This window comes from Exiguobacterium sp. PHA03 (assembly GCF_041945985.1).
Lineage (GTDB): Bacteria > Bacillota > Bacilli > Exiguobacteriales > Exiguobacteriaceae > Exiguobacterium_A.
This window is the reverse complement of record NZ_JAUTYQ010000004.1, coordinates 17,334-41,752: the sequence shown is the minus strand read 5'-3', so window position 1 is coordinate 41,752 and position 24,419 is coordinate 17,334. Positions and strand designations below refer to the sequence as shown.

At 47.6% G+C, this 24,419-nt stretch carries 23 protein-coding genes and 1 pseudogene; 10 read left to right on the top strand and 14 right to left on the bottom strand.

The genetic code is table 11. The features are described 5' to 3' along the window. Positions 1-56 precede the first annotated feature (56 nt). Positions 57-1,247, top strand: a complete 1,191-nt coding sequence (locus tag Q7C19_RS14015) for an EAL-associated domain-containing protein (protein WP_375092351.1) — start codon at positions 57-59, stop codon at positions 1,245-1,247. 13 nt (positions 1,248-1,260) lie between these two features. After that, positions 1,261-2,022: a type I methionyl aminopeptidase gene (map, locus tag Q7C19_RS14010; protein WP_375092350.1), complete on the top strand. Its 762-nt coding sequence runs from the start codon at positions 1,261-1,263 to the stop codon at positions 2,020-2,022. 76 nt (positions 2,023-2,098) lie between these two features. Here the strand turns inward: map and menC are convergent, their stop codons facing one another. The 6 genes from menC to Q7C19_RS13980 all read right to left on the bottom strand — a co-directional run bounded on the left by menC (position 2,099) and on the right by Q7C19_RS13980 (position 9,245). Then, positions 2,099-3,169 carry an o-succinylbenzoate synthase gene (gene menC / locus Q7C19_RS14005; RefSeq protein WP_375092349.1) on the bottom strand — a complete coding sequence of 357 codons (1,071 nt, stop codon included), beginning with the start codon at positions 3,167-3,169 and terminating at the stop codon, positions 2,099-2,101. After that, a complete protein-coding gene (gene menE / locus Q7C19_RS14000) occupies positions 3,166-4,548 on the bottom strand; it encodes an o-succinylbenzoate--CoA ligase (protein ID WP_375092391.1) in 1,383 nt (460 codons plus the stop codon). The genes menC and menE overlap by 4 nt, the downstream gene beginning before the upstream one ends. Before the next feature lie 62 nt (positions 4,549-4,610). After that, entirely contained in the window at positions 4,611-5,435 is an 825-nt protein-coding gene (gene menB, locus Q7C19_RS13995; protein ID WP_023469886.1) for a 1,4-dihydroxy-2-naphthoyl-CoA synthase, read from the bottom strand. A gap of 18 nt (positions 5,436-5,453) precedes the next feature. Further along, positions 5,454-6,230 (bottom strand): 2-succinyl-6-hydroxy-2,4-cyclohexadiene-1-carboxylate synthase, encoded by a 777-nt coding sequence (gene menH / locus Q7C19_RS13990; RefSeq protein ID WP_035412672.1) that lies wholly within the window; start codon positions 6,228-6,230, stop codon positions 5,454-5,456. Then, entirely contained in the window at positions 6,227-7,855 is a 1,629-nt protein-coding gene (gene menD, locus Q7C19_RS13985) for a 2-succinyl-5-enolpyruvyl-6-hydroxy-3-cyclohexene-1-carboxylic-acid synthase (protein WP_375092348.1), read from the bottom strand. The genes menH and menD overlap by 4 nt, the downstream gene beginning before the upstream one ends. A gap of 4 nt (positions 7,856-7,859) precedes the next feature. Then, positions 7,860-9,245, bottom strand: a complete 1,386-nt coding sequence (locus Q7C19_RS13980; protein ID WP_035412678.1) for an isochorismate synthase — start codon at positions 9,243-9,245, stop codon at positions 7,860-7,862. A gap of 159 nt (positions 9,246-9,404) precedes the next feature. Between Q7C19_RS13980 and Q7C19_RS13975 the strand changes: the two genes are divergently transcribed. The 4 genes from Q7C19_RS13975 to Q7C19_RS13960 all read left to right on the top strand — a co-directional run bounded on the left by Q7C19_RS13975 (position 9,405) and on the right by Q7C19_RS13960 (position 12,837). After that, a complete protein-coding gene (locus Q7C19_RS13975) occupies positions 9,405-10,298 on the top strand; it encodes a 1,4-dihydroxy-2-naphthoate polyprenyltransferase (protein ID WP_056063630.1) in 894 nt (297 codons plus the stop codon). 178 nt (positions 10,299-10,476) lie between these two features. Next, positions 10,477-11,388, top strand: a complete 912-nt coding sequence (locus tag Q7C19_RS13970) for a guanosine-inosine kinase (protein WP_035412684.1) — start codon at positions 10,477-10,479, stop codon at positions 11,386-11,388. Between the two features lie 25 nt (positions 11,389-11,413). Next, the gene (locus tag Q7C19_RS13965) at positions 11,414-11,842 is read left to right on the top strand and encodes an NUDIX hydrolase (RefSeq protein ID WP_035412687.1); all 429 of its coding nucleotides are present in this window, start codon (positions 11,414-11,416) and stop codon (positions 11,840-11,842) included. An 86-nt stretch (positions 11,843-11,928) separates the two neighbouring features. Further along, positions 11,929-12,837, top strand: coding sequence for a YihY/virulence factor BrkB family protein (locus Q7C19_RS13960; protein WP_035412690.1), 909 nt, complete (start codon positions 11,929-11,931; stop codon positions 12,835-12,837). A 53-nt stretch (positions 12,838-12,890) separates the two neighbouring features. Here Q7C19_RS13960 and Q7C19_RS13955 read toward each other — a convergent pair whose 3' ends face one another. Continuing rightward, the gene (locus Q7C19_RS13955; protein ID WP_375092347.1) at positions 12,891-14,837 is read right to left on the bottom strand and encodes a heavy metal translocating P-type ATPase; all 1,947 of its coding nucleotides are present in this window, start codon (positions 14,835-14,837) and stop codon (positions 12,891-12,893) included. A 188-nt stretch (positions 14,838-15,025) separates the two neighbouring features. Between Q7C19_RS13955 and Q7C19_RS13950 the strand changes: the two genes are divergently transcribed. Together Q7C19_RS13950 and Q7C19_RS13945 are read left to right on the top strand one after the other, a co-directional pair. Then, positions 15,026-15,955: a DMT family transporter gene (locus Q7C19_RS13950; RefSeq protein WP_375092346.1), complete on the top strand. Its 930-nt coding sequence runs from the start codon at positions 15,026-15,028 to the stop codon at positions 15,953-15,955. Between the two features lie 163 nt (positions 15,956-16,118). Continuing rightward, positions 16,119-16,406, top strand: coding sequence for a hypothetical protein (locus Q7C19_RS13945; RefSeq protein ID WP_023467290.1), 288 nt, complete (start codon positions 16,119-16,121; stop codon positions 16,404-16,406). Positions 16,407-16,447: 41 nt separating this feature from the next. Here the strand turns inward: Q7C19_RS13945 and Q7C19_RS13940 are convergent. From Q7C19_RS13940 to yfkAB, 3 genes and pseudogenes are all read right to left on the bottom strand, one after another. Continuing rightward, positions 16,448-17,602: pseudogene (locus Q7C19_RS13940) on the bottom strand (MFS transporter); the annotation flags it as partial. Positions 17,603-17,670: 68 nt separating this feature from the next. Further along, positions 17,671-17,853 (bottom strand): hypothetical protein, encoded by a 183-nt coding sequence (locus Q7C19_RS13935; protein WP_023467292.1) that lies wholly within the window; start codon positions 17,851-17,853, stop codon positions 17,671-17,673. An 88-nt stretch (positions 17,854-17,941) separates the two neighbouring features. Next, positions 17,942-19,054, bottom strand: a complete 1,113-nt coding sequence (yfkAB, locus tag Q7C19_RS13930) for a radical SAM/CxCxxxxC motif protein YfkAB (RefSeq protein ID WP_375092345.1) — start codon at positions 19,052-19,054, stop codon at positions 17,942-17,944. Positions 19,055-19,138: 84 nt separating this feature from the next. Between yfkAB and Q7C19_RS13925 the strand changes: the two genes are divergently transcribed. Continuing rightward, a complete protein-coding gene (locus Q7C19_RS13925) occupies positions 19,139-19,351 on the top strand; it encodes an SE1561 family protein (RefSeq protein ID WP_023467294.1) in 213 nt (70 codons plus the stop codon). Positions 19,352-19,391: 40 nt separating this feature from the next. Continuing rightward, the gene (gene rlmD / locus Q7C19_RS13920) at positions 19,392-20,777 is read left to right on the top strand and encodes a 23S rRNA (uracil(1939)-C(5))-methyltransferase RlmD (RefSeq protein ID WP_056063648.1); all 1,386 of its coding nucleotides are present in this window, start codon (positions 19,392-19,394) and stop codon (positions 20,775-20,777) included. Positions 20,778-20,846: 69 nt separating this feature from the next. Here the strand turns inward: rlmD and Q7C19_RS13915 are convergent, their stop codons facing one another. From Q7C19_RS13915 to Q7C19_RS13900, 4 genes are read right to left on the bottom strand one after another with little or no spacing between them, the layout of a single operon-like run. Then, positions 20,847-21,725 (bottom strand): aldo/keto reductase, encoded by an 879-nt coding sequence (locus tag Q7C19_RS13915; protein ID WP_375092344.1) that lies wholly within the window; start codon positions 21,723-21,725, stop codon positions 20,847-20,849. Between the two features lie 31 nt (positions 21,726-21,756). Then, complete coding sequence (locus Q7C19_RS13910; RefSeq protein ID WP_375092343.1) at positions 21,757-22,320, bottom strand: TVP38/TMEM64 family protein; 564 nt, start codon at positions 22,318-22,320, stop codon at positions 21,757-21,759. Continuing rightward, positions 22,320-23,714 carry a sensor histidine kinase gene (locus Q7C19_RS13905; protein WP_290775417.1) on the bottom strand — a complete coding sequence of 465 codons (1,395 nt, stop codon included), beginning with the start codon at positions 23,712-23,714 and terminating at the stop codon, positions 22,320-22,322. Before Q7C19_RS13905 ends, Q7C19_RS13910 begins: the two co-directional genes overlap by 1 nt. Continuing rightward, a complete protein-coding gene (locus Q7C19_RS13900) occupies positions 23,711-24,394 on the bottom strand; it encodes a response regulator transcription factor (RefSeq protein WP_023467299.1) in 684 nt (227 codons plus the stop codon). The genes Q7C19_RS13905 and Q7C19_RS13900 overlap by 4 nt, the downstream gene beginning before the upstream one ends. Positions 24,395-24,419 lie beyond the last annotated feature (25 nt).

Here is a 24,419-nt window from a genome sequence, read left to right as displayed (position 1 = left end):
TTACAGAGAGGCTCCTTTTTTGTTAAGATAGAACAAGAGTACAAGGGGGGAATAGAATGGACGCATTAGATGTCATCGTTCATCCCGAAGAGATAGAGGCGTGGTTTCAACCGATCGTAGGCGCTGCCCCTTTTAAGGTGGAAGGGTATGAAATCCAGTCCCATTTTCGTGGAGAACCGTTAAAACCATTTTTTCAGGAAGATGATGTTCCGATCGAGTATCAGCTCGAAGTCATGGGACATGTCGTCCGTCAAGCATTCCAAAAAGTACCCTCCGATACACAAGCGTTCATCCTGATCTGTTGTCGTCCGGCTTGGTTGTTTGAGAACGGTGGGGAAGATTTCTTGCATGTTTTACGTACGGTCGACTCGTCGTTTCCAAAAGAACGGATGTATGTTACTTTGACGGATGTTCAAGTCGATGATTTTGATCGTCTGGGCCGGATCGTCGCGTACTATCAGAATTCTGGACTGAAGGTAGCGCTGGATCGCGCGGAAGCAACGAGTCTCGAACGCGTCTTTTCGATGTCGCCGGATATGTTAATCGTCGATCTATCTTCAATGATTGAGAAAAAGACCGTCTCAGCATCGTATCCGCATCTCTTACAGACGATGGAGCACCTTTGTGATCAGCTTGGAGCGCCACTTTTGTATAAAAACATCAGTCATCTTGGTCAACTTCGATATGCGTGGCAGCATGGTGGACGCTATTACATGGGGAATCTTTTAGGAGAGGCTGCGCCGGAATGGGTCATGACTTGTCCTGGAATGGAGGTCTTGATCCATGAAGTCCCGATGTTCTATAAATATGATCGGGAACAGATGAATCGCCTGTTCCAACTGGAGCAAGACTGGACAGTCCGATTTAATGAGTATTGTCAGTCCTTGAAGTCGGAGCAAGATCTCGATCAATGGCTGCTAATGCTCGCCCGGAAGATGGAGCCGGAATTCATCCGGTTTTACATCACGGACGCGAATGGCTTCCAACAGTCTTCGAATGTCAGTAAAAAGAGTGGCGAGTGGAAACTGTATTCCTTCTACAAGGGATACAACTGGAGTTTTCGTCCTTACTTTATCCGGACGACGGTAGCAATGGAGAGACGGCATAGCGGATATCTGTCGGAACGGTACGTCGACTTCAGCTCGAGTGAACAAACGCGGACGTTTAGTATGCCGCTCAGCAATGGCATGTTCTTATTTGCGGATATCTCCGCAGATTATCTATATCAAGAACGATTGAGTGAATGAGGAGGAAATGAAAGTGTTAGATTATGATTATGAAGCATTACGAGAAATTGGACGCATCGTCGCGATGGCGCGCGACGAGATGGCGGATGCCGTCAAACCAGGAATCACGACAAAGGAACTTGATGACATCGGAGCACGTATTCTGAAGGAGCAGGGAGCAGAATCTGCCCCGATCGTCATGTATGATTTTCCGGGAGCGACATGTATCAGTGTCAACGATATCGCAGCACACGGTATTCCCGGTAAATATGTCGTTCAAGAAGGCGATATTGTTAATGTCGATGTCTCAGCTGTGAAGAATGGCTACTATTCGGATACGGGGAAAACAGTCATCGCAGGAGAAGCAAAACGTCCGGAAGATGTCCGACTCGTTGAAGTATCATTGACGGCGCTTGAAAAAGGACTCGAGAAGGTCAAAGCCGGAACGAAGGTCAATCAGATCGGAAAAGCGATCTATGCTGAAACGCGTAAGAGTGGTTTCACCGTCATCCGTAACTTAGCGGGGCATGGTCTCGGGAAGACACTTCATGGTGAGCCGGAATCCATCTCGAACTACTTCAATCGTGAAGAAAACGATCTGCTGAAGGAAGGGCAAGTCATTGCTGTCGAGACGTTCATTTCAACAGGAGACGAGTTCTGTATCGAAGATGAGCGGGATGGCTGGACGTTATACACACCAAATCGGAGCCTTGTCTCACAGTTTGAGCACACTGTCGTCGTCTTAAAGGACGGGTATGAGATTTTGACGAAAGTCGAAGGCAAAGAATCGTTCTAAAAAAGTTCGCATAATAAAACACAAAAAGAGGCAATGGAAGTCAATCCATTGCCTCTTTTTCGTCGTGGTGTTCTTGTTACAAAGAGATCCGGGAGGTTGCCAATTTGTTTAATTGGGACTCGGATACGGCTGGAGCAAAATAGCGAATGTGTCCGTGTTCGACATGATACGGGGTCTCGAGCAAATCTTCTTCAAAATAATCCGCAGTACTTGCCATATCGATCGGATAAGCGAGCCCTGGAAGTGTCGCGAAAGCAAGGGTCTGACGACGTCCGATGCCGCTCTCGAACATCCCTCCGAGCCAGTAGGGCGCTTTTGTTCGAAGGGACAAAGCGTTCGTCAGCCCACCGACACGTGCCGGTTTGATGTTCAGAATCTGACCAGCGTGAAGCTTCTTCATCAAATCGGCATCCGCTGGAGCGACGATGGATTCATCTAGACAAATCGGTGTCTGCAAGAGTTTAGCGAGACGTTGATGTCCGGACCAATCCGACGCTACGAGAGGTTGTTCCATCATAACGAGACCGAATGAATCCCAATGCTGTAATAAAGGAAAGTCTGCTTCTGTGAAGCTGCCGTTAGCGTCAAACATCAAGGGCGCATCAGGGAAAGCGGCACGTACTTGCTCAAGAACGACGGTATCCGTCGGAGCGAGCTTCAGCTTGATCCGTCCATATCCGGAGGCGATCGCTTGTCCGACGGCTTCGACGGTCTGCGCTGCAGAAGCCCGTCCGAGTGCTTTCCCGCAAGGTACGAGGGATGATTCATCACCTCCGAGATACGTAGCGAGCGATTGTCCGGCAGCTGCTGCGAATAATTCATAAATCGCTCCTTCAAACATCGCTTTTGCCATCGGATTGCCTTGCACGATGCGGAAGCGGTGCGTGACATCTGCTGGATGATGGAGCGGTTGGTCAAGTAACTGGTACAGCAGTGAAGCGATTCCTTGCAGAGAATGTTGTGTTTCGGACGTATACCACGGTGTATCAAACGCGACTCCTTCCCCGTAACCCATTCGTCCTTCCGAATCGGTCAGGCGCAAAATCGTCGTCCTGCGTATCGTTAACGTCGAGAGTGCTGTTTGCATCGGACGACGAAAGACGAGCGGTACATCGAACAATTCGGCAGACCGGAGGGTGATGCTCATAATGACTCCTTCAGTTGTTTCCGCAATAGTTTACCGTTCGCATTGCGTGGCAAAACGCTATGATAGATGTAATCAACCGGACATTTATATTTGGCGAGCAATTGACTGATTTCCGTTCGGATGATGGCTTCATCGAGTGAACTAACGATGAAGGCAACCGGAACTTGTCCCCATTTAGCATCAAATCGTCCGACGACACCTGCTTCTTGAATCCCATCGATCGAGAGAAGTGCTGATTCGACCTCAGCTGGGTAAATATTTTCCCCACCTGAGATGATGAGATCACTTCGACGATCGAGGACATATAGGTATCCATCGGCGTCCAAACGTCCTAAGTCACCAGTCTTGAAAAAACCGTCTGCTGTAAAGGCGTCTGCCGTTTTCTCTTCATCATGAAAATAGCCTTTCATGATTGTCGGTCCTTTGACTTCGATTTCTTGGTGGCGCGTGATGCGGATTTGCGTCGGATAAATGGCTTGTCCAGCTGATCCGATTTTTCGTAAGGCATCCTCAGGCAGAAGAGTCGCGATTTGAGAAGCTGTTTCCGTCATCCCATATGTCTGCATGACAGGAATATTGCGGTCGAGTGCACGCGTCAGAATCGGTAATGGAACAGGACCACCCCCTGTCAGTACGACGCGAAGCGCGTGACGACGTAGTCCGGCGTCGAGCAACCGATCAAGCATGATTGAGACGAGTGAGACATGTGTAATTTTTTCCGTCGTAATCCAGTGTAAGGCGCGTTCTGGTGAAAAATGTGGCTCGAGAATGATCGGTACTCCATAGATGACCGCTCGATAGACGACGGCTAACCCACTCATATGAAACAGTGGTGTGACAATCAAAAAACGATCCTCTGGCAGTGATCCGATATGACGAGCGGCATTCGTCGCACTCGAGAAATGATTCAACATCGTTTGTTCCACAGCTTTCGGATGTCCGGTCGTACCACTCGTAAAGAGCATTGATTGGACGTATTGTTTAGGCATATGGCGTATTAACAGATCGGGCGCTTCTTTTTCATAAGAAAAAGCTCGACACGGAATCGCTGTATCGAGTATCCGGTCTGTTACGACGAGCCGCACATCTGCCTGTTTGAATTGGCGCAGCACTTCCGTTTGCGTTAGTCGAGTGTTGATCGGGACGACGGTTAATTCAAGCAATTGAGCAGCGTGAAGAGCGACGATATACTGTGCACTGGATGGACCGTAAAGAGCAATCCGGTCTCCGCGTGTCACGATCGTCGCCCACGTACTCGCCAAACGATGCGCGCGTGCATATAGTTCAGACCACGTCCAACGCTCCGTTTCCGTAATGAGCGCGATGTCATCCGGTTGCTCTTTTGCCCGTGTATAGATCCAAGGATACAAAATAGTCACTTCCTTTTTGATGAATATACGAAAAAGGTTCAATGTCATAAGACGATTGAACCTTTTTTTCATTATGGGAAACGCGGAAACTGTCCGAAGTCAGGATTGCGTTTTTCTTTGAACGCATCGCGTCCTTCTTTTGCTTCGTCAGTCGTGTAGTACAGTAATGTTGCATCTCCTGCGAGTTGCTGAATCCCTGCGAGACCATCTGAATCGGCGTTGAATGCCGCTTTGAGGAAACGAAGAGCCGTTGGTGAATGTTGAAGAATTTCAGCACACCATTGAATCGTTTCTTGCTCGAGATCCGCGAGTGGAACGACCGTGTTGACGAGTCCCATATCAAGTGCTTGCTGTGCGTCATATTGACGGCAGAGGTACCAGATTTCACGCGCTTTCTTGTGTCCAACGACGCGCGCGAGGTAACCAGAGCCATATCCAGCATCGAATGAACCGACTTTTGGACCTGTTTGTCCGAAGCGGGCGTTGTCTGCAGCGATCGTCAAGTCACACACGAGGTGAAGGACGTGTCCGCCACCAATCGCATAACCTGCGACCATAGCGATGACTGGTTTCGGGATGACACGAATCAAACGTTGAAGATCAAGGACGTTTAAACGTGGGATTTCATCGTCGCCGACATATCCACCATGTCCGCGTACCTTTTGGTCTCCACCAGAGCAGAATGCGAGATCGCCTTCACCTGTTAAGATGATGACGCCGACGTTTTGATCGTCACGTGCACGTGAAAATGCGTCGATGAGTTCATGGACCGTGTGTGGTCGGAACGCATTGCGAACTTCTGGACGGTTGATCGTGATTTTTGCGATCCCGTTCCATTGTTCATATTTGATGTCTTCATAGCTACGGGCTGATACCCATTCCGGAGCGTATTTCATTTGAATTCCCCCAATATGTTAGTGATGAATAAGTAGATTCTTTACCATTGTAACAAACTTTTGCGGTTGGTCGATATGTGGGGCATGCGAAGCATGCAAAATCACGTGAATTTTTTCAGGTGATGCCGCTCGTAAGGCGATGGCGCGGAATTTTTCATCCTCTTCCCCGACGATCCAATCAATCTCTTTCGGAAGGCATGACCAAAGAGAGGGCATGCTTCCTGTACCTTGTGCTCGAAGCGAAGCACTCAGACCTTCAACCGTTTGAGACATACGCTCCTGACGCAGTCGCGTGCGTTGTTGTTCTTTGAGAAGCGCTTGAGGTTTAAATAATCCAAGTGTCTCCCAATGATCAATGAAAGCTTCGAGTCCATCCTTTTCGAGTCGCTCCGCTAACATACGATCGGATGCACGACGTACTTTTCGCTCCACTGCCGTCTTGATACCTGGTGTTGTACTAACAGCGATTGTTCGAGCGATTTGCTCAGAGACGACACTCAACATTAAGGCGATTCGTCCGCCCATCGAATAACCGAGGACAATCCATGGCTCGGATCGTGTAGCGAGCAGCGCCTCAAGATCCTTGACTTGTTGTGTCAAACGCATTCGTTGATTAGACGCTGGTATCGTTTCTCCATGTCCCATCAAATCGAGGCGGTAGACGGTGAAGTGAGTCGATAAATGCTCACTTAGCATGTCCCACGTCGAGAGGGAGCCTGTAAAACCGTGGAGTAATAAGAGCGGTGGACCAGCTCCCTCGATTTTCACATGATAGGGATGACCGCGTAAAATCATCGGAATACCTCGGCTAACGCTTGATTCGTCACGTCCCAAATCGAACGATGCATCTGTACGTTTTCGATTCGTGTTGTCTTGACTTCAAGTATCCGAGTGACATTCGTCTCTTCCGCAAGTGCTTGACGTAACGCAGCAATCGAATCAATCGCCTGATAGGTCACACCGTAGCCGGAGGCAAGGGAGTCGAAGTCGAGATGCTGCGGTGTACCGAATAGTGGCTCGAACACCGCTTGCTCGAGTTGCTGTTGCGGTAAGAAGCTAAAGATGCCGCCACCCGCATTGTTGACGAGAATGATCGTTAACGGAAGCGTGCGCGCTGTCATCAGCCCGTTGATATCATGAATGAATGCCAGGTCACCAACGAGTAAATAGCGGTGTTTGGCATCAAACGTTGCCCCGAGAGCACTCGAGAGGATGCCGTCAATCCCATTTGCTCCACGGTTCGCGAGTAGACGAAGGGGTGTTCCTGTAGGCAAGAACGTATCAATATCTCGGATTGGCATACTGTTCGAAACGAATAGGCTTCCTTCTTGTAACGTCGTTAACGCGCGGACGACGTTATACTCCGTCATCTCCTCTTGATCGATCGTCGTAAAGGCATCGGTGACGCGTCGCTCTGCCTGTTGTAACAGATTGAGGTACGTAGGGTCATGCGGAACGGGCTCATGATGTTCGAGTTGTCGCGCGTGACCAATCACGAAATCCGAATGGAGTTGGGGATCGCGCCAATTCCCTGGATGACCAACGACTGTCGTCGGAATATCCCGAGACCAAAGCAGATAAGGTTTTGACGTCGGCATGGCGCCGAAACGAATGATTCGATCCGGTCGGACGTGCTGAGCGGTGGCCGGATGTTTTAGCCATGTATCGTAGTAGGCAAAGACGTGATCATCATGCGATTGCCGCCCTTGACTGAGTGGATCTGCTAAGACCGGAATCCCTGCTTGTTTTGCATACGAGATGACAATCTGACTGTCCGCGGCAGCAAGTTGTGGTCCAAGTACAAAAAGAAGGCGCTCTTTCTGAAGCACGATCGCTAAGGCGTTATTTACTCCCGATGTCGGTTCAGGTAAAACGCCGACAGGACGACCTGTTCGTAAAAGATCGAGTTCAGGCACGAGTGGTTCACGTAATGGAACGTTGATTTGAACTGGTCCCGCCGGTTCCGTCAGGGAGAGCAGGGTTGCACGTTTTGCGACATGAGCGACGTAAGGAAGACTCGCTTCTTCTGCTAAGGGAAGATCAAATGCATGACGAACCTGCTTGCCGTATAGTCCGACCTGATCGATAGCTTGAGGTGCCCCGACATTACGTAATTCATGAGGTCGATCGGCAGTCAAAACGATCAATGGAAGTTCAAAAATATTAGCTTCGGTTACTGCTGAATAATAGTTCGTCGCAGCGGTACCGCTTGTACAAATTAGCGCAACGGGACGAACACGCTCTTCCGTCCGTGTTAAACCTAAAGCAAAAAAACTAGCCGACCGTTCGTCAACAAGGACGTGGGTACGGCTAGACGGATGCAGAAAAGCTGCAATAGCAAGTGGTGTCGAGCGGGAACCGGGACTGATGACGAAGTCCCGGACACCAGACGCAACGAGCGTATCAATTAACGTGTGCATCCACTTAGTCAACATAAATATCATCCTTTTCAATCGAACCAATGTGTGAAAGAGCTTGTAACATCGGTGATAGTTTAGTTTCCGTCTCTGCTAGCTCGCTGTCGAAATGAGAACCTTCAACAAGACCGCAACCGGCATAAAGAATGACAGCCCGTTCCGTAAATAATCCAGAGCGAATGGCAACAATGAATTCCCCATCATCTTGTCCGTTCATCCAACCGACGGGTGAACCGTACCAACCCCGTTCGAACGTTTCAATCTCTTGGATCGCATCGACCGCTAATTGCTTTGGCTCGCCACCAAGTGCAGGTGTCGGATGAAGTTTCTCAATCAGTTGGAATAACGTGACATCTGCTTTTAATCGCGCTGTGATCGGTGTATAGAGATGTTGGATATGACGATTTTTTAAGAGAATCGGGGTATCCGGACAATCCAGTTGCTCTGAAAAAGCAGATAACGTCCGTTCGATCGAATCAGCGACAATCCCGTGCTCCATTCGGTTCTTTTGATCTTGTAATAACGATTGACCGAGTGCCTCATCCATCTCATCCGTCGCGTGGCGCGGTGCAGAACCGGCGACGGCTGCTGTCTCAAGGCGACGTCCACGTTTTTGGACGAGTCGTTCCGGTGTGGCTCCGATAAAGGCCTCTTCCGGATTCGGCTGGAAGCAGAAGACATAGCTACCGGGCTGCGTATCTTCGAGTTCAGCAACGACGGCGGCTACATCAAGTGGGCGGTCCAGTTCGTAGACGACTTCCCGCGCCAAAACGATTTTTTCAAGTGTTGTCTCCAAGTAATGCATCGCTTGTTGAAACGAGGCTTCAAAGGCTTCATTTCCATCCCGAGATAGACGTAAACGCGTGACGCCTGTCGAAGTCGGTGTTTGCGGTTGATTAACTTTGGCGAAATCAAGTGCGAGCTGATTTAAGATTGAATCGACTTGATCCATCGGTTCAACACGGGCAAAGATCGTCACGCGTGTCTTACCATCTTGCTCTAAAAATAAAAACTTCGGAATCGTCATCGAAGCGTCTCCAAAGGAAGACCAGCGATAATCCGGTTGGTTAAGTTCAGTGAAAGAGAATCCGCTGAACGCAAACAAATCATGACCGACATGGTCGCGATTCACATTTGTCCATTGCGATTGAATTCGTAAAAAACGATCCGTTCCTGAAGCCTGAAGTTGTTGTACGATGCCAAACCCAATGGCCCGCATCGAGCGATCAGGTGTCGCGAAATAAAATCGTTCCTCGATACCCTGTTCGAGAGAACGCATGTCAGTTGCTTCGATTTCCCATGAATACGAAGCAAGTATAGGTCGTTGTGAGGCATTCGCCTGACTGACGGCCTGTTCGATACACTGTTTTAGCTCTTGTTGAGCGTAAGCCATACCGCTCATTGCCCCCTAGTCTGTAGATACTGTGATATGTTTCACTTATTCTAAGTGTAAACTTTTTGCGGACAAAAAAGAAGGAATAAGCTATCTTGGATTGAACATTGACATCAAAAAACGAAACCCGCTACACTTAGACAGGAAAGGGGTTATTATATGAATAAATCAATCGCTGTCTATTGGCGAATGACACGACCGCATACACTGACAGCAAGTTTTGTTCCGGTCGTCGTCGGTACGGCAGTTGTCGCACCACGTGTGGAATCGATACGCTTGGATTTGTTCGTAGCGATGTTAATCGCATCGATGTTGATTCAAATCGCAACGAATCTGTTCAATGAATACTACGATTACAAACGTGGTTTAGATACAGAGGAATCGGTCGGAATCGGTGGATCAATCGTACGTGATGGATTCAAGCCAGGTACGATTCTTGCATTTGCACTTACGTTGTATGGCATTTCCGCACTACTCGGTGTGTATCTATGCATCGAGACTTCGTGGTGGTTGCTTGTCGTAGGACTCATTTCGATGTTCGTCGGATATATTTACACCGGAGGACCACTACCGATCGCGTATACACCATTTGGGGAAGTGGTTGCTGGCTTTTTCATGGGATATATCATCATTGCGATCTCCGCCTACTTGCAAATTGGTTATGTACCAACGGAAGCCATTGCGATTTCGATACCTGTTGCCATCTTGATCGGTTCAATCCTGCTTGCAAATAACATTCGGGACTTGGATAATGACAAGGTCAACGGACGAAAAACGATTGCCTGTCTTGTAGGGCATCGCCGTGCCGTGTACGTTTTGATCGGATTTTTTGCGGCAGCTGTCCTGTCACTCATCATTGCTGTACTGGCATTCGAAGTCTCTTGGTTTGCCTTACTTGCGTTGTTAAGTATTCCGCTCATGATTAAAACGGTCCGTCTCTTCTGGGAGGACTTGCCACCAGAACAACTGATGCCTGGTATGGCGCAGACTGGCAAAGTAAATACGATTTTCGGATTATTACTCGCAATCAGTCTCGTGATTGCGAACATCTAAATTCAAACAAAGCAGCAGGCGATTCGCTTGCTGTTTTTTTATGAGAAGATAGCGAACAGTTAGAAAAAAAGTGCTTCGGTTGTCACTGATTTAAAATTTTACTATAATTGAAGCAATGTGCCTGAAAGATCAATTCAAGGATCGGGAATCAGGAAATATGGTTAGAGGTGGAACTGGAATGAATAAAATCGCGGTAATCGGAAAAGTATTCGTCGACATAAAAGGAACTTCGTTCGCTCCTTTGCACAAGGATGCGAAAAACGTAGGAGACATCACGTTTTCGAATGGAGGAACAGGACGCAACGTAGCACAAAACTTAGCCGTCCTCGGGAATGAAGTTCGCTTTATCTCGACGGTTACGAATGATCAGATTGGCGTGGGAGTGCTCGATGAGCTGAAATCTTACGGTGCGAATGTGGATCATGTCGAAATGTTAGAAGATCATGGAATGGGTATGTGGCTAGCGGTCATGGATAACGAAGGTGACTTGCAAACCTCAATCTCGAAACAACCGGATGCGAAGTTGCTCGAAGAGGCGATTTTACGTCAATCAATCTATGCGCTCGATGGAGTCGATGCCGTTGCCATCGATCTTGATTTGTCTGTTACAGTCTTGGAACGTTTGATTCATCTATGTCGCAAAATGGAGTTGCCATTGTTTGGTGTTTGTGGTCACTTGAGCGTCATTGAACGTAATCGTCATCTGTTACAAGGATTCACTGGATTCATTTGCAGTCGCGAAGAAGCAGAAATTTTGTCTGATCTGTCAATCGTGACGGTAGAAGATGCGATTCATGTAGCAAATGAGCTAGCGAAAAAAGGTGCTCCATTCACGGTCGTGACGATGAGTGAACTAGGGGCGGTCTACGTCGATCGTCGTACGGCGACGTCAGGTCATGTTGGAACGAAAAAAGTAAAAGTCGTCGACTCAACGGGAGCAGGCGATTCCTTCTTCTCTGCTGTCTTATCTGAATTGACAAAAGAAAAACCAGCAGAAGAGGCATTAAAGCTTGGCATGAAAATCGCGGCAGAAGTCATCGCTTCGACAGAAAACGGATTGGTTCCAGAAATGCTGGATGCCATTCAATGAATTAATTTTGAAAAGGGGTGGCGTCATGCCGATTCAACGAAGTGCGATCATTTTACGAAATGAACAGGATGAAATTGCGTTGATTCGACGGGATAAACCGAACGAAACGTATTATGTCTTTCCAGGCGGTGGAAAAGATGATGGAGAATCACTAGAAGAGACAGCGATTCGTGAAGCACATGAAGAACTTGGTGTCGACGTGGAGTTGAATGGCATTGCTGCCATCGTCCGTTTTAACGGATTCGATAACCCTTATTTTTGGGCGAAAGCAATTGGCGGTCGCTTTGGAACAGGTATGGGTGAAGAATTCGAAGAGGAAGGGTCTGGTTATACACCAGTCTGGATTAAACGATCCGAGTTGCCGTCATTGCCGATTCGTCCACCGTCTCTTGCCAAACAATTGGCAGAAATGACAGAACCGTTCTATAAATTGATTCTTTCTGAAAACGAATGAGGTTTTAATTGAAATAAAATGGGAAAAGTATATTAAAACAATGAGGTGGTCTTTGACTGCCTCTTTTTCATGAAGGAGAGATGACGATGGCGCATTCACGCGATCCTAAAGGGCTTGCCTTGAACTTAAAGCAGCGAATGTCCGATCACAACATTACAGATTATGCAGGGACACTCGCCTATTACTGGTTTTTATCCATTTTCCCAGGTATCATTTTCGTCATTTCCGTCTTGTCGTTCTTTGATATTGATCGTCAGACACTTGAGTCACAAATCCGGGACTTAGCACCGGGTGGGGCCGTCAATACATTCACGGATACGATTTTTCAAGCCATCAAGGATCCGCAGGGGGGATTGTTATCGATTGGTGCGATTCTTGCCATCTGGTCCGCTTCAAAAGGTGTCGATCGCTTGATCACGACAGCGAACCATGCCTATGGTGATTTCTCGCCACGTGGTTTTGTCGCAGCACGCGGGATTGCTTTACTACTCACGATTGTTCTCGGAATCGGGATGTTATTATTGATTGTCTTGAACGTTCTTGGTGGTCCAATCATCACGTATCTTGCGAATTTCGTTCTCCCGATCGATATGGGGCAAAAAATCTTATTAACGGTCTTGCGTTACGTCGTTTCAACGATTCTATTGATTGGTATACTGTCGATCTTTTACCGCGTCGCACCAAAGCGCCCGATTACCTTTAAGGAAGCGATCCCAGGAGCCGTCTTTGGTGTCATCGTCTGGCAATTACTATCGGTCGGATTTGGATTCTACGTCTCGAACTTCTCAAACTACAATCAGACGTACGGTTCACTCGGTAGTGTCGTTATCTTGTTATTATGGCTTTATTTCACAGGATTGATCATCTTACTTGGTTCTGAATTGAACGCGTCATGGGAACGATTCATGAAAAAAGCGGATCCGAAGAAGATGGAAGAAAAACGCTTGAAGGAACAAGCAGAACTCGATTCGATTCCGACGAATACGTTCGGATGAAGAGACGAAAAACGTCTGATTGCCATGCGGCAGTCAGACGTTTTTTTTTATGATTAAGCGGCTAATCGTTTTTCGGATACACGCTGTGGGAGAGTTGGTAAAGCATCCTGTTGAAGAAGACGTAAGCCATTCAGGATGACAAGAATCGTCGATCCTTCGTGTCCGACGACAGCGAACGGCATGATTAGGAACTGTGACAAGTTGGATGCGATCAATAGAAGGATGACACCGATCGCAAGCGTGATGTTTTGTTTGACGATCCGGTTCATCTTCCGGGCTTTATGCACGGCGTAGGCAAGACGACCTAAATCGTTTTTCATCAAGACAACGTCAGCAGTCTCAAGCGCAGCATCCGTTCCTTCACCCATTGCAATCCCGACATGTGCCAGTGCGAGCGCCGGAGCATCATTGATACCATCACCGACCATCGCAACGGTCCGACCTTCTGTTTGGTATTGCTTAATATAGCGCACTTTATCTTCCGGTAAGCATTCAGCGACGAAGTCCGTTAAACCCGCTTCACGCGAGATGGCTGCTGCCGTGACCGGATTATCACCTGTCAACATGATCGTCGCGATGCCGAGATCGTTTAAAGCGGCGATTGCTGTTTTAGCTTCCGGACGAATCGTATCACGTAATGCATAAAGTGCTACGATTTGTGATCCATTGCTGACATAAACGATTGTATGCCCTTGTTCTTTCAGTGACTGTTCAATCGTGACGAATGGATCGTCTAGACCTTCGTGGAATGCTCGCTTGCCAATGCGATACGTGACGCCATCGACAGTTGCTTCAATCCCGTATCCTGTCACATCTTTGAACGTTGACGGTTCGCGAACATCGGTTTTTAAGTGATCAACGATCGCTTGTGCGAGCGGGTGATTCGACTGGGCTTCAATGGAAGCAACCGCTTGTTCGACGGCTCGGATATCGATACCTTCCGCGTACCGACTTTCAGTAACGACGGGTTTACCTGTTGTCAGAGTCCCTGTTTTATCGAAGACGATCGTGTCGACTTGTCCGAGTGTCTCGATATGTGCTCCACCTTTGAAGAGAACGCCATTTTTCGCAGATGCGGCGATTGCAGACAAGGCAGCAGGGGTAATCGACGCGACAAGCGCACAAGGCGAAGCAACAACGAGTAAAATCATCGCCCGATAAATGCTTGTCTCGAATGTCCAGCCGACGACGTAATGAGGAAGGACCATCATCAGGGCAACGACGAGGAGGACGATTTTGACATAACGACTTTCAAATCGTTCGATGAACTGAGCAGAGGGAGACTGCTCACTTTGTGCGTTTTGGACCATATGAATGATTTTTTGGAACAATGATTCATCAGCGGCTTTCGTCATTTCAATCGTCAAGACGCCATTCATGTTGACGGTCGAGTTATAGACGGTATCGCCCGTTTGTTTTTCAACAGGAATCGATTCGCCTGTAATCGATGCTTCTTCGATTGCTGCTTGACCACGAACGATGACACCATCGACCGGAATGCGTTCCCCGGGACGAACATAGACGAGGTTACCGATTACTAGTTGCTCGATTCCAACGACTTCAAGTTGTCCGTTTTCATTCAGACGCGTTGCTTCCTCTGGCTGTAAGGACATTAAACTTTGTAACGCCCGTTCATTTTTATTCATCGTATAGGTTTCAAGAGCACCGGATAACGCGAAGATGAAGATAAGGATCGCACCTTCCATCCAGTAGCCGATGGCAGCGGCACCGATGGCAGCTAAAATCATCAACAATTCGACGTTCAACGTTTTTTCTTGATACGTTTCCGTCAAGCCTTCCTTTGCTTTCGCATATCCTCCAATCACATATGCTGATAAGTACAACGTGACATAAACGGCAGACGCCGTATTGAATTTTTCGAGTCCATAAGCAACTAAAATCAATATTCCGCTAAACAATGCTAGAATCAATTCGTGATGCTCATCCCAAGCATGACGGAATACGGAACGCTGTTGAACATCGGTAGTAGTGGAAGTCATCATATTAAAACTCCTTTCAAAATGTAAATGAGAAATGAAATCATTATAGAAAGAGAATGAGAATGTGATATATCAATGAGTTTGACTGATTGATAATGAGTTTCATTGTCTCTAGATTATAATTATTATTATCTGTAGAATTACTATACCATGCTTCAGTGAAAAGGAACAGGAAAGGAACCAGAAAGATGCAAAAAATTTTAACCCATCGGATTGGTCTCGTCGTCTTTGCATTATTGACGACCTTTTTGTGGGGAAGTGCGTTTCCCTTCATTAAGAAAAGTTATGAATTATTACAGATCACGTCTTCTGAATACGGGGAGCAACTATTGTTTGCGAGCTATCGCTTCTTTTTAGCAGGGGTGTTGCTACTTGTCGTCAGTGTATTCGTCTTTAAACAAACGATTACACTGAAGAATCGGACCTATCCCTATAGCCGTCTTGGTTTCTTTTTGACGTTCTTGCAGTATGTCTTTTTCTATATTGGTCTCTCTTTATCAACCGGTGTGCAAGGATCAATCATTGCCGGCTCGACTTCGTTCTTCCAAATGCTACTGGCTCATTTCCGGTACGAGGACGATCGATTGAATCGATTCAAAGGACTTGCCTTATTCCTTGGGTTTACAGGTGTCATCTTGGCCAACTGGCCGCAAGGTGGGCAAGGTGTCTCATTTGGTCTTGGAGAAGGATTATTGATTGCGGCAATGGTTTCCGGGGCGTTCGGTAACTTGGTTGCCAAAGAATACTCGGCACGTTATCCGGTGGCACCGATGACTGGATGGGCGATGGTCATTGGATCAATCGGTCTCTTTATCGCAGGAGTCATTCTCGATGGTCACGTCGCACCATTCACCTTTTCAACGACAAGTGCTTGGATGCTCGTGTATCTTGCCTTCTTATCAGCGACTGGATTTACGCTTTGGAACTTACTAATGAAATATAATCCAGTCAGTAAAGTGTCGTTGTTCATGTTCTTCGTACCAATCTATGGTGTCAGTTTATCGGCCTTGATTCTCGGCGAGACGATTCCACCGCAAGCGTTGCTTGGGTTACTCTTCGTTGTCAGTGGTATTTTAGTCTCGACGTACCTTCCTGTATGGTTTCAAAAGCGAGGTTGACGAAGATTCAGAATCGTGCAAAAATAGTTTCAATCAAAGTAACTCCCAATCGTTCGTTGCTCAAGCCGACCCGTTCGGCTTTTTTCTGTACGGTCAAGTGAAGACCGATTCGGCCTTGTCTGAAAGGCTAGTGCGACTATAAAACGGAAGGAGATGAAAACGAATGGAACGGAATGAGATCGTTCGAAAGATCATTGCCACTCGTCGTCCACGTGATGAGTTTGCCCGGTTCGTCGTAACGTGCGTCAGTCAGCAGTTGAAGGAAACCCATGGAGATGTGGATGTGGAAATCATCGAGGCGGAGAGAGGTTACGATTCAGTGTGGTCAATCAACGGTCGAGAGGTCGTCGTGCTGCTCGAGACAGAAGAGCTGAAGCGTGCAAAAGAACAGCCGTATGCGATCGACGATAAGCTCTGGCGGAGTTTTCGGCAAGAAGGAATCGTGAAATGAAAAAAACGGATCTTGCGCATCGATGGCGCAAGGTCCGTTTTTTAGATTCGGGGTGTCTCATGACGTTTGGCATACCGCAATAGAAGCGCAAGCGTCGTCAAGACAAGAACGAATAAACTGAAATACAGCATGGAAGGGAGTATGACGAACAGACTACCGGCAATTGGACCAAGAATCGAACCGAGACTGAAGGCAATCCCGGCAAGTAAGTTACCCGTCGGTAGAAGATGACGTGGTAGCTGTTCTGTCATATAGGCAACACCGAGCGAATACGTCGAGCCGAGTGCCATTCCACTGACGGCAAAAATCGCGAACAACCAACCGTAACGTTCGAAGGCGAAGCAAGCAGTGAGAAAAGCGACGGAACCAATCGACAGTACAGTGACTAACGTCCGACGTTTTCCGAAGTGATCGGCAAGTCGCCCCAGTGGTAGCTGCATGATCAATGAGCTGACGACGAATGTCGTGATCAAGGTACTTGTCTCGGATAAACCATATCCGTTACGCGTCGCAAAAACGGGAAAACTGGCATTCAGTGTGGCTTCGAGAAAACCGTATGTAAAACCAGGAAGTAATGTAAACCAAGCAGTCGATAGGACGAGTCGATACCGTGAAGCAGCACTTTGCAATTCCTCTGGCATGACGGACGACGGTTTTTCATTTGGCATACGGAATAATAAAATCAGAACGATGACGGTCAAAGTTCCTGTTAACACGAACGGTAACCAATCGATCACATCGACGAGCGGTGCAGCAAGAGGACCTAAGGCAAAACCGAGACCGAATGCCATCCCGTATAACGACATCGTTCGTCCTAACCGTTCGTTTGGTGTAATGGACGTTACCCAGACTTGTGACCCATAATGTAACGTCTGATCACCGAAACCGACGAGGAAGCGGAGAATTACCCAAGCGATAATGCTTGGGAGTAATGGGAATAAGAAGACAGCCACTGCGACAAGGGCAAGACCGAATGAGATGACAGGAATATAACCACGCCGTCGTAATGGACCTTCCATAAGAGGTGCGGCAACGATGACACCGATATAGAGGACGGCGGCACTGAGTCCATTAATGAAAGCAGATGTCCCTTGACGTTCTAACAAGATGGACAGTAATGGAATCAGTAATCCTTGTGTGAAACCGGAAATGAAGACGATCGATAAGATGAGAGCAAAACGACGTGACACAAGTAACGACGACCTTTCTTTTTTCTTTTAGCATAACACGCCCCGGACTTCGAAAAGGGAGACCGGGGCGTGTTTCATTTATTTTCTTGTTCAAACCGTGTCGGACGAGGCATGTGCAGGAGATGTTCATCCCAATCTGTCTGATCGAACACTTCATCATGTTCGATACTGTGTGAAGCACGAATACCAACCATCATGACGAACAGAACCATACTGAACGTACCGATGATTGCGACAATACCTACGAGCCATTCCATCCCGGTCACCCCTTTTTATAAAACAGAATGTGTCTACTTTGTGACATTTTTCCCGGGACGCCATTGTTCAAAACCTTTTTTTTGATTCTTAAAGCCGACTCGATTGTTTTGTGAAATCAATCTCAGGGTAATATGCGTTTTTCACAAGCGCGTTCGGTCCAAGACACTGCACCGCAGGACAGTGACACGACAAGCTTTTATTCAGTTCTGTCTCTTGCCACTGGGCATACGCATCATTGAAGGACGTCTCGTGAATCGTACCGAGCGAAGCGAGTTCGTCACCGAAATCGGTTACGATGATTTCACCGTCGAAGATGTTGACGTTAAGACGAGAACGACCATCAGGGTCATTGCGAACCGATACGTTTTTTTCTTGACGCAAGCGACGGTGCAATTCTAAATCTGCCTCTTCCATCGAACATGCGTAGAAAGGAAGTGTTCCGAACAACATCCAGACGTTCGGATCGCGGACGTCGAGCAAACGATGGATTCCGTCTCGGATTTCAGATAAGCTAGCCGCCTCGATCATCGACGCAAAGTCAGCTGGGTACATTGGATGCACTTCGTGACGGACACAGCCCATATCGACGATTTCCTTATGGATCGCTTCAAGATGTGGCAACGTCCGTTTATTGATCATCGTTTCGGCAGACACGATGACACCACGTGCATTCAAGACACGAGCATTCTCTTTCATCGTTTCAAATAGTTTCGTTCGTGCTTCACGTGACGGTTTTCGCTCCATCATCGCAAAGCCACCATCGATGAAATCATCGGCTGTTCCCCAGTTATGTGAGATATGCAAGACATCGAGATAAGGGATAATTAATTCATAACGAGATAATGGAAGTGTTAAATTTGAGTTGATTTGGGTTTTAGCGCCACGTTCGTGGGCATACTTAAGTAAAGGGACGACGTACTCCTTGACGGACTTCATTGAAAGCATCGGTTCGCCGCCTGTAATGGAAAAGGCGCGTAGGTGTTCGATTTCATCCAGACGTTGAATAAGCAGTTCGACAGGGATTTCAGGTGACTCGCTACTGGATAACATGTAACCGACGGCACAATGTTCGCAGCGCATGTTACACAGTTTTGTCGTCGTGACTTCAATGTTCGTCAAACGGACCGTGCCGTATTGTTCAATGTCGCGATAAGCTTCCCACGGATCGTTCGCGATCGTGATGGGTGATGAATGTGACATAGATACTCCTCCTTTTTAGTGCTCCACTTCGTATCGTATGCTAAAATAACGTCGGAATCCAGCGGAAGAAAGGAAGTCTGAATAATGGGAAAAGCAAGAACTGATAAACTTGGTCAAATGAATGTGCTAAAATCAAGAATGCAGCTTCTCTGTCATACAATCGATTCACTCGATGAATCATCAGATATCGAAGATTTGGAACGACTGATCGTATCACTAGATCAACTCAAGGCGAAAGTCGTTCGGTATGCGAAGGATATGAAAGAACAAGAAGAAACGAAAAAAGCGGTAGATTGAGACCGCTTTTTCATTTGCGTAAAGAGAAAGGATGAAATCAATGGCAACAAAAATCAAATTACAGACAGGTGAGGTCCGTTCGGTCACTTGTCTACGGATGGGCATCAACGGTGAAGGGATCGCGACGCTCGAGCGACAAATCGTCTTCATCCCAGGATTGCTTGTAGGTGAGACGGCGCAAATCGAGATCACGGAAATTCATGCGAACTATGCGAATGCAAAGATCTTAAAGCGTGACGATCGTTCACCAGACCGCGTGACACCACTTTGCCCAGTCTATAGTGTCTGTGGTGGCTGTCAATTACAACATATGAGTTACGATGGGCAATTGCGTTATAAGGAAGAGATGCTTCGCAATGCGTTCTTAAAATCAACGAAATTGAATGTCGAAAAGGCCGATATCCGTCCGACGATTGGTTCGAAGGAGTGGGGTTACCGCAATAAATCACAATTCGTCGTCGGGAAACAAGGCAATGAAATCGTTAGTGGTCTCTATTCTGCGAATTCGAATCGTCTGGTCGCAATCGATGATTGTGTCGTCCAAAATAAGGATACGCTTCGTGTCAACCAAGCTGTCACGAAATTACTCAACGATTATAAAGTACCTGTTTACCATGCAGCAAAACAAGACGGTGTCATGCGCCATATCGTCGTCCGGACAGGAATCAAAACGGGTGAAATTCAAGTCGTGCTCGTTGCCTTTAAAGACGGCTTCCGTGATCTAGAGGGTTTGTCGCGCGATATCATGGACATTCCAGGTGTCGTCTCGGTCGCGCTGAACATCAATGATAAGTTGACGTCACGTGTTTTTGGAGAAGAGACGGAAGTCTTGCGCGGTGTCGAACGGATTGAAGAAGAGATGGGCGAGTTCACGTATCAACTGTCGCCACGCGCCTTCTTCCAGTTGAACCCGGAACAGGCAGAACGGATGTATGAGGAAATTGCCCGTGCTGCTGCTTTGACAGGCGAAGAACGTGTCGTTGATGCTTACGCAGGTGTCGGTTCAATCGGACTTTGGATTGCTAAGGGTGCAAAAGAAGTCCGTGGTATGGAAATCATCGAAGAAGCAGTTGAAGATGCGAATGCGCATATGAAGCAATATGGCTTTGACCATGCGCATTATGTCGTCGGTAAGGCAGAAGCATGGATTCCACGTTGGGTGAAGGAAGGCTGGATTCCAGACGTCTTCATCGTCGATCCCCCCCGTTCAGGTTGTGATACGCAGTTATTGAACGCAATGATTTCGTCTAAGGCGAAAAAAATCATCTATGTCTCGTGTAACCCGCAGACGCTTGCACGTGATTGCGATCATTTGATGAAAGCGGGATATAAGGTATCGTACATTCAACCGTATGATATGTTCCCACAAACGGCGCACGTTGAAGCGATCGTCGTGCTCGAAAAGAAGAAAAAGAAAAAGTTCTAAGCGCGAAATAAGCCCGTATGCACTCCTTGAACGAGTGAACATACGGGCTTTTTTTCTGTGACTGCTCACTTACGTTTGCGAAACATAATCGAACGTGGCATCACATTCGGAAAAACGTTCCTTCAATTGACTGACGCGGTCAGCGGGGAGTGGACCGCGCTCAATCAGTTGCTGATTCAACGCGAGATGTTCGGGTCGAGACGTGCCAATGACGGCCGTCGTGATTCCTGGTTCAAAGACTGTAAAACGAAGCGCAGTTTCAAGCCAACTGGATTCCTCGAGTGGATAAGCGAGTTGTTGCGCACGTTCCCAATATGGTTCGACATACTGTCCGACCGGACGCTCCGTGAAGCGCCACGGGGCGTTGCCGATCGGACGCTTGGCGATGACTCCGTGATCTAGAAGAGTGGGCAGGACTTCATCGACACGTTGGTCAAATAGATTGAACGACGTTTGGAAACTGTCGAAGCGGTTCGTTTCGATCGCATATACTAAGTCTTCCCGATCGCCTGAATAGGCGATGACGCGGACTTTCCCAGCTTGTTTTGCTTGTTCAAGCGCTTCGATGACGTCACTTTGAGCGAGGATTTCTTGACTACAAGAATGTAAGTGTACGATGTCGAGATGATCCGTTTGCATCGTCTGTAAGGCTTGATCGATGCCACCACGGACGGCTTCAAACGTCCAGTCCTGCGCACCGGGAACATCATAGCCGACTTTCGTCGACAGAATGACGTCGTGCCGACGATTCTTTAGAAATTGTCCGACGCGTTGCTCCGATAAGCCGTAGCCGCGTGCCGTATCGATCAGGTTGATGCCGAGATCACGTGCTTGTTCGAGTAAATAAACTGCTTCCCGGTCCGTCATCTGTTCTGCACCGATGTGACCGGCTCCGAATCCAAGCGGGGACACAAATAGATCGGATGTTCCAAAACGCCTTAACTCCACGAACAATACTTCCTTTCAGATGCCTGTAGTTTTAAATCGATGGTGTTCGTTTTTGATGAATATGATAGATCAGATAACCAACGAGTGCCACACCTGCAATCGACCATTGAACGATGGACGAGGATTGCATGAACTGATGGACGGCGAGCACTTCGACTAACATGGCTGGAATTTTTCCGATCGTACTCGCAGTCAGGAAAAGTAGGACGGAGATACTACTAGCAGCACTGATGATGTTGACGATGCCAGACGGGACGAACGGCAACAGCCGTAGTAATATGATCGTCCAAAACGCTTCATGTCCTTGTTGTGCTTGTAGTTTTTGTTGCAAACGAGCGAATCGATCGGGAAGTGGGCGACGAAGGGCATAGCGCAGTCCTTTTTGGTATAGTAGAAACGCACAAACCGCACCTAAGACTTCACCGATGAAGGAGAGCAATGTGCCCATCCATAGACCGAAATAGACGAGATTCGCAGCGGTGACAAACGTACTTGGTAGGACACCAAGAACACTGATGACGACGCCAACCAAGACACTAACGAATGGAGCGAACGGTCCGAAGAGTTCAAAGGTTTGGATGACATGTTGTTCCATTATTCGAATTCATCCTCTTCATCCGGAAGAAGCGGTAACTCGATGTGGACGGTCGTTCCTTCTCCAAGAACGGAGTTGAACCGGATCGTCCCATCATGACGATCGATGATGTGTTTTGTGATCGCAAGACCAAGACCGGTTCCGCCATCTTTCCGCGTCCGTGATTTATCGACGCGGTAAAAACGTTTCGTCAGTCGATCGAGATGTTCTTCCGGAATGCCTTCTCCTTCGTCCCGGATAAGACAATGCGTCCGATCGCCGATCGTTTCAGTCGATAAGAAGATCTGTTTACCGGGCGGTGTGTACCGTAAAGCGTTATCGAGTAAATTGCCGAAGACTTGCTCAAGGCGGTCCGTATCGCCTAAGACAATTTGATCCGGATCGAGATTCATCACGAACGAGACTCCTTTTGACTGGGCGATCGGTTCCATCCGGTAAATGACATCTTCAAGTACTTGACTGAAGACAAGTGGTTGTTTCGACATCGGATAGGAATCGCGTTCAAGTTGAGCGAGATCGAGCAGATCATTGACGAGACGTTGCAGACGCTCCGTTTCCCGCTCAATGATTTGGTAATACTGCGCACGCTTTTCTTCCTCGAGCGAATCATCCTGCATCATCTCCGTATAGCCACGAATGTAGGAGAGAGGTGTCCGCAATTCATGACTGACGTTTGCGAGGAACTCCTTCCGCTGCTCGTCGACCTCACCGAGCGATTCCGCCATCTTGTTCAATGTTTCTGCGAGTTCTCCGATTTCATCGTCCGATTGAATCGGAATCCGGTAATCAAAGTCACCTTGTGCATAAACAGTCGAGGCGCGCTTCATGTCGATCAACGGACGGATGATCGTATCGATGATTTGTCGTCCGAAGATGACGAGATTCAAGACGATCAGTCCGATCATGAAGAAGATCATCAGGCGGAGTGGGCGGAATGGTTCACTGATTTGACCGAGTTCCAGATACAAGATCAGCGTACCGACCAGTCGATTGTTTTCGATGATCGGAAATCCAGTCATTAGAATGTCCGTTCCTTCAATCGGATGGGTCCGGCTCGAGACGACCGTCTCGCCATTACGAAGCTGTTCGATGTCCACATTCGTCAAAAAACGGAGTCCTGCCGGATTTTTCTTCAGAAAATCGATGAAGAAGACTTTCGATTCCGTCAATTCATTCGTATAAGTCATCCCATCGTAAAAAGCACCAGATAAGCCTTCGGACTTGTAAATGTTGATTAGCTTTTCTCCTCGGTTCAATAAGATATCTTCTTGCGTCTGAAGATAGAACCGGTCGTAGAGATAAAACGTCAGCAGGACGAACAGAATGGCAGAAAAAACGCTCGTGAACCAAATCGTGATCCAAATCCGGCGCCGGATCGTATAGCGCTTAATCATACTTCCTCGAATTTATAACCGATGCCCCAGACGGTTTGAATCGAGCCACCAGCTTCCCCGAGCTTTAAGCGAAGTGTTTTGATATGCGTATCGACCGTCCGTAAGTTACCGATATAATCCGCACCCCAAATTTGATCGAGTAACTGTTCGCGAGAAAAGACCTTATCATTGTTTTGAGCGAACAGATGCAACAAATCAAATTCCTTACGCGTCAGACTGACCGGTTTGCCGTTGACGTGGACACTCCGACTTTCCGTGTCGAGTTCAAGCATACCGAGCGTTAAAGTAGCCGATTGATCAACTGTAAAGCGGTGAGAGCGACGAAGCGTCGCTTCGATGCGAGCAAGTAGTTCTCGGGGGCTGAATGGTTTTGTAATATAGTCATCAGCTCCGATTTTCAGACCGTGGATGCGGTCGAGTTCGTCCGAACGTGCCGTCAGCATGATGATCGGAACATTTGAGAATTCACGGATGCGCATACAGGCTGTCAAGCCGTCCATTTCCGGCATCATGACATCGAGTAGAACGAGATGGAATGTATTTTGTTGAATGAGATGGATGGCTTCTTGTCCGTTAGAAGCTGTCATCGTCGTGTAGTGTTCTTTTTCGAGATTCGAGACGAGAAGGTCACGCATTTGTGCTTCGTCATCTACTACGAGAATGTTAAACGATTCTGGCATTAGTCTTCGCTCCATTTCCTGTAGA